Annotated in this window: 13 protein-coding genes; 4 read left to right on the top strand and 9 right to left on the bottom strand. The window is 69.1% G+C overall.

Annotation, left to right across the window (positions count from 1 at the left end):
* Nucleotides 1-114: 114 nt before the first annotated feature.
* A complete protein-coding gene (locus ASC98_RS08225; RefSeq protein ID WP_056807002.1) occupies nt 115-816 on the bottom strand; it encodes a HisA/HisF-related TIM barrel protein in 702 nt (233 codons plus the stop codon).
* Nucleotides 817-838: 22 nt separating this feature from the next.
* On the opposite strand from ASC98_RS08225, the gene ASC98_RS08220 reads away from it, so the two are divergent.
* From ASC98_RS08220 to ASC98_RS08210, 3 genes are read left to right on the top strand one after another with little or no spacing between them, the layout of a single operon-like run.
* Nucleotides 839-1,828 (top strand): ATP-grasp domain-containing protein, encoded by a 990-nt coding sequence (locus ASC98_RS08220; RefSeq protein ID WP_056806862.1) that lies wholly within the window; start codon nt 839-841, stop codon nt 1,826-1,828.
* Entirely contained in the window at nt 1,821-2,894 is a 1,074-nt protein-coding gene (locus ASC98_RS08215) for a hydantoinase/oxoprolinase family protein (RefSeq protein ID WP_056806861.1), read from the top strand. Before ASC98_RS08220 ends, ASC98_RS08215 begins: the two co-directional genes overlap by 8 nt.
* Nucleotides 2,894-3,502: an aspartate kinase gene (locus ASC98_RS08210; RefSeq protein WP_056806858.1), complete on the top strand. Its 609-nt coding sequence runs from the start codon at nt 2,894-2,896 to the stop codon at nt 3,500-3,502. The genes ASC98_RS08215 and ASC98_RS08210 overlap by 1 nt, the downstream gene beginning before the upstream one ends.
* A gap of 438 nt (nt 3,503-3,940) precedes the next feature.
* Here the strand turns inward: ASC98_RS08210 and ASC98_RS30205 are convergent, their stop codons facing one another.
* From ASC98_RS30205 to ASC98_RS08175, 7 genes are all read right to left on the bottom strand, one after another.
* The gene (locus ASC98_RS30205; protein WP_157604878.1) at nt 3,941-4,309 is read right to left on the bottom strand and encodes a hypothetical protein; all 369 of its coding nucleotides are present in this window, start codon (nt 4,307-4,309) and stop codon (nt 3,941-3,943) included.
* A 542-nt stretch (nt 4,310-4,851) separates the two neighbouring features.
* On the bottom strand, nt 4,852-6,087 hold the full coding sequence (locus ASC98_RS08200; RefSeq protein WP_157597898.1) for a hypothetical protein: 1,236 nt from the start codon (nt 6,085-6,087) through the stop codon (nt 4,852-4,854).
* 199 nt (nt 6,088-6,286) lie between these two features.
* Complete coding sequence (locus ASC98_RS08195; RefSeq protein WP_056806849.1) at nt 6,287-6,979, bottom strand: (5-formylfuran-3-yl)methyl phosphate synthase; 693 nt, start codon at nt 6,977-6,979, stop codon at nt 6,287-6,289.
* Nucleotides 6,979-7,557 (bottom strand): DUF447 domain-containing protein, encoded by a 579-nt coding sequence (locus ASC98_RS08190; protein WP_056819849.1) that lies wholly within the window; start codon nt 7,555-7,557, stop codon nt 6,979-6,981. Before ASC98_RS08190 ends, ASC98_RS08195 begins: the two co-directional genes overlap by 1 nt.
* The gene (locus tag ASC98_RS08185) at nt 7,554-8,972 is read right to left on the bottom strand and encodes a DUF6513 domain-containing protein (RefSeq protein WP_056806843.1); all 1,419 of its coding nucleotides are present in this window, start codon (nt 8,970-8,972) and stop codon (nt 7,554-7,556) included. The genes ASC98_RS08190 and ASC98_RS08185 overlap by 4 nt, the downstream gene beginning before the upstream one ends.
* Entirely contained in the window at nt 8,957-9,622 is a 666-nt protein-coding gene (locus ASC98_RS08180; RefSeq protein WP_082541863.1) for a flavoprotein, read from the bottom strand. Before ASC98_RS08180 ends, ASC98_RS08185 begins: the two co-directional genes overlap by 16 nt.
* Nucleotides 9,555-11,627, bottom strand: coding sequence for a sigma-54-dependent Fis family transcriptional regulator (locus tag ASC98_RS08175; protein WP_056819846.1), 2,073 nt, complete (start codon nt 11,625-11,627; stop codon nt 9,555-9,557). Before ASC98_RS08175 ends, ASC98_RS08180 begins: the two co-directional genes overlap by 68 nt.
* A gap of 163 nt (nt 11,628-11,790) precedes the next feature.
* Between ASC98_RS08175 and ASC98_RS08170 the strand changes: the two genes are divergently transcribed.
* The gene (locus tag ASC98_RS08170) at nt 11,791-12,273 is read left to right on the top strand and encodes a dihydroneopterin aldolase (RefSeq protein WP_056806837.1); all 483 of its coding nucleotides are present in this window, start codon (nt 11,791-11,793) and stop codon (nt 12,271-12,273) included.
* A 120-nt stretch (nt 12,274-12,393) separates the two neighbouring features.
* Here the strand turns inward: ASC98_RS08170 and fae are convergent, their stop codons facing one another.
* Nucleotides 12,394-12,903, bottom strand: a complete 510-nt coding sequence (gene fae, locus ASC98_RS08165; RefSeq protein ID WP_056806833.1) for a formaldehyde-activating enzyme — start codon at nt 12,901-12,903, stop codon at nt 12,394-12,396.
* Nucleotides 12,904-12,942 lie beyond the last annotated feature (39 nt).

Raw genomic sequence — 12,942 nt, 5'->3', positions numbered from 1 at the left:
GCTGTGGCCGCCCGTGTGGCGCGGCTTGCGCTTGGCACGAAACGTGATGTGTCGTCTCGTCATGAACGCCACTGCTTCATTCGCACCAGCTGCGACGGTCCTTGACAAACCCCCTCAGGTCGACATCCGCGGCAGCTTCCTGTCGTGCAAGGCGCTGGCCACCAGCCAGGCGCTCGCACCGGAGGCCTGCGCGAGCGCCAGGTCGGCCTCGCTGCCGATGCCGCCGGCGCCGATCAGCTGCGTGTGCGGTGCGCGGGTCGCGACCTCGCGCAGCGTGTCGACATCGGGCCCGGTGCCGGCACCGACGCGCTCCAGCGTCATCACGATCACGCGCGACGGCCACAGCGCCGGCGAGTCCCAGCAGCCGGCGCTGTCGAGGCGCTGGCCGTCGCGGCGGTCGAGCGACAGGATGCCGCGGCCGGGCGGCGTGAAGCAGGCCGCGAGCGCCGCGCGCGAGCGCAGCGATTCGCTGCCGAACACCGGCACCAGGCGTTGCGCCAACGGCCCGAGCGCTGCACCCAGCGCCTGGGCTTGCGACACGTCGGCGAAGCCGGCGTCCAGCCACAGCTCGAGGTCCGGCAGGGCTTCGAGCAGTTGCCGCACGACGGCGACGTGGCCCCCACCGCCTTGCAAGGCATCGAGGTCGGCGATGTACAGCTGCCGTGCCGCCACGTGGTCGCACAGGATGCGCGCGACGGTCAGCGGATCGCTGCTGGCGCACAGTGCCGAGACGATCGGCCGGTAGTGCTGCCGGTCGCCGCGCAGCGCTCGCACCACCTGGCCTTGCAGCAGGTCGATCACGGGAATGACGGTCATGTTGAACGGATCGGGAGCATCGATGAAACGCGTCTTCGTGTACGAGTATCTCAGCGGCGGCGGGATCATTCCGTCGGCCGGCGACGAATCGGTCAATGACGAGGCGGCCGCGGCCGCGCTGCTGCCGCTGGGCCTGTCGATGCGCGATGCGCTGGCGCAGGACCTGCTGCAGGTCGACGGCGTGTCGCTGTCGGTCGCCGCCAGCGCGCGTGCGCCACGCGTGCCGGGCAATGCCGAGCCGGTGCGGCTGCGCGCCGGCGAATCGGCCTTCGATTTCGTCGCGCGGCAGGCCGCCTTGCACGACGTGGCCTGGGTCGTTGCGCCCGAGACCGGCGGCCTGCTGGCGCAGATGCAGCAGGTGGTCGGGCCGGCGCGCTGGCTGGGGTGCTCGGCAGCGGCCATCGCGGTGGCCTCGGGCAAGCGCGCGACGCTGCTGCGGCTGGCCGGGCAGGGGCTCGCGACGCCGCTCGCGTTCGAGCACGTGCCGGAGGTGGAGCGCTGGGTCGTCAAGCCGGACGACGGCGCGGGCGGTGTCGCGACCCGCGTGCACCGGTCGCAGGAAGACGCGCTGGCCGACTGGGACCGGCGCTCGACGGCCGGCAGCCCGATGGCGATCGAGCCGTGGGTCGACGGCGAACCGCTCAGCGTGTCGATGCTGTGCACCGCCGGGCGCACCGAGCTGCTCAGCGTCAACCGGCAGCGCATCACCGTGGACGGCGCGGGCGCGTTGTCGTTCGACGGTGTCGACGTCAACGCGATCGCGGTGGGCGGCGAGCGCGGGCCGGTGCTGTCGCGGCTGGCGAAGCAGGTGGCCAAGGGCATCCCCGGCCTGCGCGGCTTCGTCGGCATCGACCTGGTGTGGCACCCGCGCTGCGGACCGGTGGTGATCGAGGTGAACCCGCGCGTGACGTGCGCGTATGTGGGGCTGTCGGCCGCGCTGGGCCGCAACCTGGCTGCCGAGCTGCTGCAGGACCATGCCGCCGGTCACGACGCGGAGGGCCGCGATGGCTGAGGCCACCGTGATCGGCTGGGACATCGGCGGCGCGCACGTCAAGGCCTGCCTGCTGCAGCGAGGCCGCGTGATCGACGTGGCGCAATGGGCCTGTCCGCTGTGGCAGGGCATCGAGCACCTGGAGCGCGCGCTGCAGTCGGCCCGCGAACGCTGGCCCACGGCCGCGCGGGCGCGGCATGCGGTGACGATGACCGGCGAGATGGTCGACCTGTTCGAACACCGCGAAGAAGGCGTGCAGCGCATTGCCGCGCTGCTGTGCGATGCGTGGCCCGAAGCGCCGCCGCTGCAGTTCTTCGCCGGTGACCGCGGCTGGTGCGGCCGCGAGCGCGTGGCCGGCGAGTGGGCGCACATTGCGTCGGCCAACTGGCTGGCGACCGCGATGCATGCGGCGCGCGAGCTGGGCGACGGCGTGCTGGTCGACATCGGCAGCACCACCACCGACGTGATCGCGTTCAAGGGCGGCCGGGTCGTCACGCAGGCGCGCAGCGACGTGCAGCGGCTGGCCACCGGCGAGCTGGTTTACCAGGGCGTGGTGCGCACGCCGCTGTGCGGGCTGGCGCGGCAGATTCCGTGGCGCGGCCAGCAGCTCAACGTGATGAACGAGTACTTCGCGACGGTGGCCGACGTGTACCGGCTGACCGGCGAGCTGGATGCGGCGCACGACCTGTACCCGAGCGCCGACAACGCGCCGAAGGATGCGGCTGCCACGCGCAAGCGGCTGGCCCGCATGATCGGCATGGACGCGCGCGATGCGAGCGATGCCGAATGGCTGGTGTTTGCGCAGGACTGGCGTGCCGCGCAGGTGGCCGAGCTGGGTGCGCAATTGCACCGCGTGATGGCGATGCACGGGCTGTCGGCTGATGCCGTCGTCGTGAGTGCGGGCTGCGGCGACTTCCTGGTGCCGGACGTGCTGGCCAGCGCGCACGGTGCCGCGTGCGCCTGCCGCTCGTACGGCGCCGACCTGGCCCGCATCGGCCCCGGCGCCGCACCCGGCGTGGCCGGCTGGGCGCAGGTGTGCGCGCCCAGCGTGGCGGTGGCGATGCTGCTCGACATGGAGCTGCGCTGATGTGGATCGTCAAGCTCGGCGGCAGCCTGTGCGCGGACCCGGTGCTGCCGCAGTGGCTCGACCTGCTGGCGCAGCTCGGGGGCGGGCGGGTGACGCTGGTGTGCGGCGGCGGCACCTTTGCTGACGAGGTGCGGCGGCTGCAGTCGCACTGGCAGTTTCACGACCTGGCCGCGCACAACATGGCGGTGCTCGCGATGGCGCAGACGGCGTACCAGCTGAATGCGCTGAACCCCGCGCTGCAATTGGCGACCAGCCGCGGCGACATCCGGCGGGTGCTGCACAAGGGGCAGACGGCGCTGTGGCTGCCGTTCGAACTGCAGCGCGAGCACGCCGACGGGCACACCAACTGGGAGGTCACGTCGGACAGCATCGCGCTGGATCTGGCGCGGCGACTGAATGCCGAGCGGCTGGTGGTGGTGAAGTCGTGCCGGGTCGATGGGGCATCGAGCCTCGCGCAGTTGAGCGAAGACGGCATCGTCGATCAGCGCTTCGCGTCGCTCGCGGATGGGGCGTCGTTTCCGATCGAGATCATCCACAAGGATGATCTGGAGGGGATGCGGGCGTTGTTGTTTGGAGAGAATCCGGTGCTGGGCGCGCGGGGGTTCTAGTGGTCCGTCGTGGCGGTTGAGCCGGAAGAAGAACGGGGCGCTCTGTTCCGCCTTTTCATGCTGCGCTTGACCACCGTCGCCAAACATCCAAGCAAAGCGCCCAAGGCGCACAGGTAGGCGAACAAGACAAGTTGGACAGTGTCGCGAGGGAAATGGAGGGTGCGCTCCGCAATGACTGTACTGAGGGGAAACGCAAGAGCCCCGAACACCAGACCAATTCCGCCGCCGGCGTAGATTCTTGGGTGGATGTCGAGATCGAGGCCCATGAGGTACGAGAAGGCCGGGAATGCGATTCCCCCAGCAATTCCAAGCGCAACACTGGAATAGATGAATCCGGCCATTCCGTGTGGGCTTGTCGCCCCGACCAAGAACCCACTTGCCGTAGCCAGGCCGGCCCACGTCAAGAATACGGCGAGAGTCTCGACAGTATTTGTCATGCTACTCGTAGACGATCTTGATCTCAGCCCACTCATCCCTTCTCAAGAAGACATCTTTTCCCGATGGTGGCGCCTTGATCTTCAGGTTTTTACCGCTCCATTGGACGGTAACGTTCACCTCACCCTGCAACACATAAACTTTGTCCCCCCACTTTCCGTCCGTACCGCTGGCATCGTTTGATTTTTTCAGAAAGACAATGTTTGAGAATGCCGTCGTGGCTCCGCAGTCACGACGAATCGTGTTCGCGACAATATTTCCATCCGCAGATGTGGTTGCGCTCACCAACGTATCCGCGCAATCGCTGCCATCAAAGATCGGCGAGCAGGCTGTCAAGATTGAAAGAAGCATTGCCAGAAGGGCGCGCATCATCGATACCCCATGCATTGGCAAAAATTCATGCCGCCATTGATTTGATCTTGGTCATTGGGATCACTCTTCGTGTAGTGCCCATTTCAGGTCCGTAGTAGCGAGCGTAGTTGCTCCGAAGCTCACTCTGTGCATCCGCGTATTGCCCCGGCGATTCTGGCGGTGGTGGCACGCCTTGGGCCCGGCAGTGGAGGTAGACGAGTGCAACACCAAGCAGCGCTGCTACGGAAATGAAATGGGTGTTCCCGCGCCGACGCGCGTGTGCAGTGCTTTGCATGGATTCTTCCCTGAGATCTGTTCGTCAATGGCTGTGCAAGTGAGCGCGCAGCCTCGCCGACTTCTCACCGCAATGGGAGCGTACAAATGACCAGGGGTGAAGCCTTTGCAGATACCGGCATCTGCTAAAGAGATCGATGTCGCGCTTGAAACTTGACAGACGTTGGGTCGAGAACCATGGGGCGATCAGGGCATCAGGACCCTGGCCGATCTCGCTCCCGTGGGTCGGGTCTGCGAGCCGGGCCAGGACGCCATCTCGATCCCTCTCTTCAATAGTCGTCGTCGTCCGGATGGTAGGGCCGTGAATACGCCGGCGCCTCATGCGACGGATACGACCCCATCCGGCCCGGCGAGGAGGAGTACGTCGGCACGATGCGGGTGTTGCGGTACTGGCGCGGCGCGATGACAGCCTCGGTCGCGTAGCGGCCGTCGGCCATGTCGCCGTGGGTGTCGCGGTGCGACAGGCGGCGGTCGCCATTCGGGTCGCCCTGCGACGACTGCTGGCCCCAGGCGATATCGCGTCCCGGGGTGAAGTGCTGGGGATGCTGCACATAGACGGCGCCGACGGCAGCCATGCCGCGCTCGCCGGGATAGCGCGGCGTCTCGTAGCGCGGCGGCTGCGGCTCGCCCGATTGGGTGGCGCTGTCGGCCCAGTCCTCGGCGTAGCCGGATTGGCGCGAGACATAGAAGCCGTTGCCGCGTTCGAGCCCGCTGTTGGAGCCACCATGGCCGCGGCGTGGACCCTGCCGGACGAGCGAGTTCATCCCCTCCTGGTTGGTGCCGTGGTAACCCATGGGCTGGAAGCCGCGCCGCCGCAGGTCGTCGGTGCGCTGCTGGATCTCGGCCTGCGACGGTGCGCGGCCGGTCAGCGCGTTGCCCGAGTAGGCCGAGCCGTTGGAGTCGTCGCTTTCGTAGCCCGACGGCTCGTCCCTGAGCCTCAGGCCGGAACTCGGATGGGTGGTGCGCGGGCGCGGCGGGGACGAACTGTAGCTGCGCAGCGGGTTGCCGCGGCTGTCGCACGGCGTGCCGTCGCGCAGCGTGTAGCGCGTGCCGCCCTTCAGCCCGTAATCCTCCGGCCGCACGGCGACCTTGTCGTCGCCGCTGCCCATGATGCGCAGGCTCGCCACGGCCTTGTGCGTCTCGTGGTTGGTGACGATGAATTCGCCGGAGTTCAACTCGACGCCCGTCAGGTGGACGCGCTCGCCCGTTTTCGGATCGACGAAATGGGGTGTCGCATACGGCTCGCCATTGGGCTGCGACGGCTTCTGGCCACTGCCGGGCTGGTAGGTCACGGCACTCGAGAGCTCGAACTTGCTGTTGGTGGGGCCGCGTTTGCTGGGCGGCGTGCTGGACGCGCGCGAGGTGCGCGTCTGCAGCGCTCCAAGCGTGCCCTCTGTCGATCGCGAGCGCGCGCCGGTAGGGGCGTTCGACGCGGGGCTGTCCTGGCGTGGCGCTTCAGAGGTGGCGGAGGCAGCGCGAACTCCGTTGTTCTGGTTGACTTTCATGGCAATGGCTTCCTGTGTTGGGAGGGCGGCGACGGCGGGTTGCAGCCCGTTCCGACGTGTCTCCAGTGTGGAAGCGGGCCGGCCCTGGCCGGCGACGGAAAAGCGAAGCGGAGGATCGCCCAGCGCGACGCGGCAGCAGTGCGCCCTGCCGTTCCGGCCCGACCGACAGGCGCCGGGCTGTCGCCGCGAACGCCGCCGTTCAGTGGTGTGCCACGGGAGCCCGGCCCAGCAGGCCCGCCAACCCGCGCACCTTCTGCGCATCGAGCGCCGAAGCCCGGTCACCCGCGCACACCGCGCTGCGGAACCCCGCGAAGTCCGGCGCCAGCGCTCGCAGCGCCGGCAGGTCCGGCAGGCGCAAGGCCCCTGCCAGCCCGACCAGCTTGCCGGCCCGGCGCACTGTCGCGACGAAGCGCCGCAGGTCCGGCGCGGCCACGCAGTCGAACAAGCTGCCGGCCCGCTTGTCCGCGGTGTCGGCCATCAGCGCGGGAAAACCCAGCCTGCAGGCCTGCGCGACCAACGCCTCGTCGAGCCCATGGTCGGCGATGAACACCGGCACCACCGCGTGCCGGCGGCCGGCCAGCAGGTCGAGCACCACCGCAGCGTCGGGCGAGCGCTCGATGCCGACCTTCACGTAGTCGACCGCACACGCGCCCACCGCGTCGACCCGCGCGGCGATCCGCGCCGCGTCGCGCATCGGCACATCGCCGATGGTCGCGCTGATCGGCAGCGCGATGCCGCGCTCGCGCAGCGCCTGCACGATGGCGCGGACCGTCGGGACCGGCAGCCCGCCCAACGCCCCGTCGCGCGGCTCCTTCAGGTCGATGAAATCGACCCCGCCGTCGGCCGCGAGCAGGGCCTCGGCCGGGCTTCGAACGCTGACCAGCAACCGCATCACCGCGCCTCCTTCAGGCCCGCGCGATGCCGCGCCACCGCGCTGCGCAACCATCCCCAGGCTTCGCGCTCCGGCTCGCCGGCCGTCTTGTCGATCGCAATCTGCAAGTACGCCATCTCGCTGTCGACCTTCTCCGCCGCCAGCATGTGCAGCCGGCTCACCAGCACCGCCCCTTCGATCACCGCCGCCTGCGCGCGGTTGAATCCGATGAAAGGCGCATGCGTCACCTCGTGCACCCTCGCCATCAGCAGCACCGGTCGCTGCGCGTCGTCGCGCCGCTCGGCCAGCCTCAACTCCACATGCCCGAGCGCGCTCGCGAGCCGCTGGCCGAGGATCGTGTCGGCCGCCACCAGCGGCCACACCTTGCGCCCCGTCACGCAGCCGGCAAACACTCGCGTGTCCGTCAGCAGGTTCAGCACCGCATGCCCGGTGGCGACGATGTTGTCGTGCGTCGCCGAAGGCTTGAACGGCATCAGCACCACCTGCCCGCCTTGGTAGCGCGCGCCCATCGGTGCCACATGCGGCACGCCCTCCGCCGACACCGTCGTCACCACCGTCTCGTAGATCACGTCGTTCATCGGTCGCTTCCGTTGCGTGCCTTGCCGGTGGCCATCGTCGTGCCCGGCGCGCACCAGCCGTTCAGGTCCTGCGCGCCCGTCTCAACCGCCGCGCCCCAGTCGAGCGGCTGGTCCTGCACGTAGCGCTTGCCCAGCTTCCACGCGATCTCGGCGTGGGCCAGTTCCACGCCCATGTAAAACGCATGCGCCGCATCGTTCTCCAGCTTCAGCTGCGGCCACAGCTCGAACGCGCCTTGCCCCAGCCGCAGCCCGTCGCGGTTGTAGACGTGCAGCCCCAGCGGCGAGACCTGCACGCGGAAGTTGGGGTCGCGCACCTGCGCTGCCGTCTCGGCAATCTCCTGCGGCGTGTCGGGAAACGGGTGCTTCGCATGCACCGTCATCAACGCATCGCTGATGCCCTTCGGCAAGCTGCCGTGGCTCGCCGCCGCATGCATGATGCGGCGCGCCCAGTCGGCCTCGCGCACCGCGCGGCGCGCATGCTGGCTGACCTGCGTGGTCAGCACCGCGGCCACATCCAGTTCAGCCGCGATGCCGAACAGCAGTGCATTGATGCCGCTGGTGTCGGCCTCGGTCAGCTCGGTCACGTTGCCGATGCCCATCATGATCGGCGCGTCCGGAAAGCGCTCGCGCAGCCGGTGGTAGCGAACGATCGAGGCCGTCAGCCCGAACGGGATCGGGTCGAGGATCGAATCGGCGAAGTACGGCTTGCCGCTCGCCTGCATCCGCTCCACGGCCGCGTGCAGCGAGGCTTCGTCGGCCGGCGTGCGCGGGATCAGCACCGGCATCGCGTCGACCTCGTCGGCCACCCACAGCGTGTCCAGCGTCAGGCTCAGCAGGTAGTCGGCACCGGCCCGGCCGCCGCGCAGCAGCTCCTGCGCATCGTTCGAATCGACGCTCACCGAGAAGCCTTCGGCCTTCAGCGCCCGCACGCTGTCGGCCAGGTGGTCGAATCGTGTCGCCGGCAGGCTGCCGAGGTCGATCACGTCGGCACCATCGGCACGCAACCCGCGCGCACGCTCGACGATCGCGTCGACCGACAACTTCGGCGCGTCGACGATCTCGGCAAAGATCGCGACCTCGTACTCGCTCAGGTCCATCGGCTTCGCGGCCCGGTTGAAGAAGCGCGGCAGGTCCTTCAGCTCCTCCGGCCCGCGCTGCACCGGGATGCCGTAGTGCTGCGTCAGCGCCCCCAGGTCGCCGCGGCAGCGCCCCGGCACGAGGATGCGGTCGGCCTGCACCGGGCCCGGCACGCGGCGCGCGATCATCTCGGCCGTCATCAGCGCGGCCACCTGCAGCCCGAGGTCGCGCACCTCCCAGGTGAAGGGCGCCGCGTCGATGCCGCCCAGCACCCGCTCCAGCGCGGGCCGGGCCAGGTGGCCGGTCAGGAAGACGATGTGTTCTACGGACTGGTCCATGCGAGAGCGAGCTCCTTCAGGCGCGCGTCGAGCGCGGCCTCCAGTTCGGCGGGGGAGCACACCACATGGCAGAAGTCGATGGCACGAAGGCGGTCCACGTTGTCGAGTTCGATGCGCCGCGGCCGCAGCGTCACCCAGTCGTGCGGCGACTTCGTCACCACCACCGGTTCGGTGTCGCATGCAAACACGATGCCCGGAATGCCGAGCTTGCCGGCCTGCGCGAACATGTTGGTCGGCAGCGTGTCGCTGAAGCCGAACGCGCACTTCGCCACCGTGTTGCTGGTGGCCGGCGCCAGCACCACCGTGTGGTACACGTCGTCGTACAGCATGCCCACCGGCACGCCGCTCGCGGTCTTGTCCCTGAAGATCCTGAAGCGCTGCTTCAGCTCGTCCAGCGGCATCTTGTAGATCGACAGCACCTCTTCGCCGGCGGCCGACAGGAACAGGTCGCAGCCCGGCAGCCGCGCGGCCAGTGCGATCGATTCGTCCAGGCCGTGGCCCGAGCCGGTGATGCACCACGCAAAGCGCGAGCGCGGTGGCGCGTCGACAGGCGCCGCATCGTCATCGTCGTGCGGCAGCGCATCACTCGGGATGCGAGATCTCGATGTGGAGCTTGTGGAGTTTGCGGTAAAGGGTGTTGCGGCTGACATCGAGCACCTTGGCGACATTGCTCACGTTCCAGCGGTGCTGCTCCAGCATCTGCAGCAGCACCTGCCGTTCGTTCGCCTGGATCGGGTTCAGTTTGAAAGGCGGTGGCGGGTGGTCGGCGCTCGCATGCGCAGGCGGGCCCGCCGGTGGCACGGCAGGCATCGTCGTCACGTGCGACGTCAATGCGAGCGGCGCGGTGCTCACGGCCGCCTGCATGGTGGGTGCCACCGCGGCGCTGTCCTGCAGCGACGGCAGGTGCGCGCTGGCGATGGTGTCGCCGTCGGCCAGCGCCGCCGCGGTGCGCAGCACATGGCGCAGCTGGCGGATGTTGCCGGGCCAGGCGTAGTCCATCAGCATGCGTTCGGCCTCGGCGCTCAGCGTGCTGCCGCGGCCGCCTTCGGCTTCGAGCACGCCGCGGATCAGCTCGCGCCGGTCGCTGCGCTCGCGCAGCGCCGGCAGCAGCAGCTCGATGCCCGCCAGCCGGTAGTACAGGTCCTCGCGGAAGCGGCCTTCGCGCACCAGCTCCGGCAGGCGCTGGTGGCTGGCGCTGATCAGCTGGAAGTCCACCGCATGCGTCTCCTCGGTGCCCAGCGGCGTCACCTGGCGCTCGTCGAGCACGCGCAGCAACCGGGCCTGCAGGTCGAGCGGCATGTCGGCGATCTCGTCGAGGAACAGCGTGCCGCCGTCGGCCTGCAAAATCTTGCCGCGCCGGCCGGTGCGCTGCGCGCCGGTGAAGGCGCCGGCGCGGTAGCCGAACAGCTCCGATTCGATCAGCGTCTCCGGCAGGCTCGCGCAGTTGATCGCGACGAACGCGCCGCCGGCATGCGGGCTGGCCTCGTGCACCGCGCGCGCGAACACCTCCTTGCCGGCGCCGGTCTCGCCGCACAGCAGCACCGGCGTCTGGCGCGCGATCACGCGTCGCGCGGTCTCGAAGTGGGCCGCCAGCCGCGCGTCCTTGAAGGTCGGCGGCTGGGCCGCGGGGCGTGCCTGCGCGCTGCGCGGCGCGAGGCGCGGCACGGTCGTCGCGGGCAGCGTGCCGGCGATCGATGGCGTCGCGGGCGATGGCAGGTCCGATTCGGTCGCCGGCCGCCGCGCGACCGCGAAGAAGCGCAGCGCCGCATTCGCGCGGAAGGTCACGATCGGGTGGAACGACGACTGCGTGCTGCGCCTCAGCATGTCTTCGAGCGAGGTCTGGAACAGGTCCTCGATGTGGCGCGAGCGGATCTCGTCGACCGACTGCAGCCCGAGCTGGAACAGCGCGCTGCGGTTGGCCGCGAGGATGCGTCCGTCGTCGCCGACCGCGAGCTTGCCCTCGTGCAGCGTGTAGACGAACTCCGGCCGGCTGTGGAAGTGCAACGGGTGCGCATTGCGGAAGCGCCGGTCGATCAGCCGGTTCTCGATCATCCGCGCCGTCATGCCCAGCAGCACCAGCAGGTGCTGCTGCATCATGCTGGAGCGGCTGCTGACGTCGAGTACCGCGGCGATGTGGCCCGACGGGTCGAACACCGGCACCGCCGAGCAAGTGAGCTGCGTGAAGTGCGTGAAGAAGTGGTCTTCGCGGCGCACCGAGATCGGCGCCGCGGCCGCCAGGCAGGTGCCCATGCCGTTGGTGCCGGCCTCGGTCTCGCTCCACATGCCGCCGGGGCGCAGCCCGAGCGGCCCCATCTCGGCGGCGAACTCGGTGGAGCTGACCATGTGCACGATCACGCCGTCGATGTCGGTCAGCACCACCGCCGAATCGGCATCGGCGAGCTGCTGGTACAGCGTGGTCATCTCGTAGCGCGCGCAGTCGATCACGTCGGCCTGGCGCTCGCGCCGTTCCTCGAGCGCGGCGCGGCTGATCACGGCCGGCTCGCGCGCCTTGTCGGGGTGCAGCCGATATTCGTTGAGGCAGCGGCTCCACGACTGCGTCACCACGTCGCTCGCCGATTCGTGCACGCCGCTGCGCACCACGTCCATCACATGTTCGGCGTGGCGATCGTCGCCTGTTCGCAAGACCAGCGTCATGTGTTCCCCCAAGGACCGCAGGATCCTGATTCTGGTGCGATGGCGGGTCCTGCCTACCCGGTGAAACGAGGGGGCCTTCGCGTGGCCTGGTTATTGCGATCGGCCCGTGCGGCAGGCCGCGCAAGAGCCTGCTGTCCCATTCTTGAACACTCCTGGAGACCCGATGACCCACGCCAGCCGCAGCCCGAACCCCGCGCAAGACGCGCCGCTCCCGCTCGACCTGATCTTCATCGAAGGCCTCACCGGCGAAACGGTCATCGGCATCCACGAGTCGGAGTTCCATGCGCCGCAGCCGCTGGTGATCGACGTGCATGCCGGCGTGCCGCGGGCCCGTGCCTGCGACACCGACCGCATCGGCGACACCATCGACTACAGCGTGGTGCGCGAACGCCTGCTGCGCCTGCTGGCCGAGCACCGGCTGAAGCTGCTGGAGGCGCTGGCCGAGACCATCGCCGACATCCTGCTCGGCGAGTTCGGCGCGAGCTGGGTCCGCGTGAAGGTCGTCAAGCCGCACAAGTTCGCCGACGTGGCGTCCGTTGGCGTTCAGATCGAACGCGTCGCGGGCCCGTCGACGACGATCGGCCGCTCGGCGACCGTCGTGCAACTGCTGGGATCGGGGCTGGTGCCAGGTGAGGGCTCTCGCTGAGCACCCTGTTCGCATCACCCTCCGTTCGCACTGAGCTTGTCGAAGTGCCTGTTCGCAGGGAGCCCGGCTTCGACAGGCTCAGCCCGAACGGGGAGGTGCTCAGCCCGAACGGAGTGTTGCTCACGCCGCCGCGAACGGGTGCGCGCTCGACCCCTTCTTCTGGACCACTTCCTGGGCCGTCGGCGAGCCGGCCACCGCGCGCTTGATCGACTCCTTGACCGCGCGGTAGTTGTAGTCCTGGATCTTCTTGTCGTCCTCGGCCAGCCAGTGGATGAAGACGCCGACGCAGATGAACAGGTTGTCGGCTTCCGCCATCGGGATGGTGCCGTCCTCGACACAGTCCGCCACCGCCATCGCGACGCCGCGCTGCGCCGGCCCGAACATCTGCACCGCCTGCTTCGCGCCCTTGATGGTGACCTTGTTGAACATCACCGTCGCCGGCTTGGTCAGCAGGTTCGGCGCCACCACGGCAAGCAGCGACGTGAAGCCGTCCTTGTTGTTGGTCAGTGCGTTGGCGAATGCGCTCTCGGCGGGGCTGCCACGCGGTCCGATGAGCAGGTCGATGTGGGCAACTTCATTGCCGTCACCGACGAGCGACTCACCGACCATCATGCGATCGATCTTGGCCATGGCTGTGTCATCTCCTGTTTGCGTTTTCCGGGGACGTTC

This window comes from Rhizobacter sp. Root1238, assembly GCF_001425825.1.
Lineage (GTDB): Bacteria > Pseudomonadota > Gammaproteobacteria > Burkholderiales > Burkholderiaceae_C > Rhizobacter.
This window is presented reverse-complemented; position numbering and strand designations above follow the sequence as displayed.

Bases quoted from the DNA above. Each gene is read 5' to 3' on its own strand.
- ASC98_RS08175 (WP_056819846.1), bottom strand. From the start codon at position 11,627: ATGACGCTGGTCTTGCGAACAGGCGACGATCGCCACGCCGAACATGTG.
- ASC98_RS08225 (WP_056807002.1), bottom strand. From the start codon at position 816: ATGACCGTCATTCCCGTGATCGACCTGCTGCAAGGCCAGGTGGTGCGA.
- ASC98_RS08195 (WP_056806849.1), bottom strand. From the start codon at position 6,979: ATGCGGTTGCTGGTCAGCGTTCGAAGCCCGGCCGAGGCCCTGCTCGCG.
- fae (WP_056806833.1), bottom strand. From the start codon at position 12,903: ATGGCCAAGATCGATCGCATGATGGTCGGTGAGTCGCTCGTCGGTGAC.
- ASC98_RS08220 (WP_056806862.1), top strand. From the start codon at position 839: ATGAAACGCGTCTTCGTGTACGAGTATCTCAGCGGCGGCGGGATCATT.
- ASC98_RS08185 (WP_056806843.1), bottom strand. From the start codon at position 8,972: ATGGACCAGTCCGTAGAACACATCGTCTTCCTGACCGGCCACCTGGCC.
- ASC98_RS08190 (WP_056819849.1), bottom strand. From the start codon at position 7,557: ATGAACGACGTGATCTACGAGACGGTGGTGACGACGGTGTCGGCGGAG.
- ASC98_RS08210 (WP_056806858.1), top strand. From the start codon at position 2,894: ATGTGGATCGTCAAGCTCGGCGGCAGCCTGTGCGCGGACCCGGTGCTG.
- ASC98_RS08180 (WP_082541863.1), bottom strand. From the start codon at position 9,622: ATGTCAGCCGCAACACCCTTTACCGCAAACTCCACAAGCTCCACATCG.
- ASC98_RS08200 (WP_157597898.1), bottom strand. From the start codon at position 6,087: ATGAAAGTCAACCAGAACAACGGAGTTCGCGCTGCCTCCGCCACCTCT.
- ASC98_RS08170 (WP_056806837.1), top strand. From the start codon at position 11,791: ATGACCCACGCCAGCCGCAGCCCGAACCCCGCGCAAGACGCGCCGCTC.
- ASC98_RS30205 (WP_157604878.1), bottom strand. From the start codon at position 4,309: ATGATGCGCGCCCTTCTGGCAATGCTTCTTTCAATCTTGACAGCCTGC.
- ASC98_RS08215 (WP_056806861.1), top strand. From the start codon at position 1,821: ATGGCTGAGGCCACCGTGATCGGCTGGGACATCGGCGGCGCGCACGTC.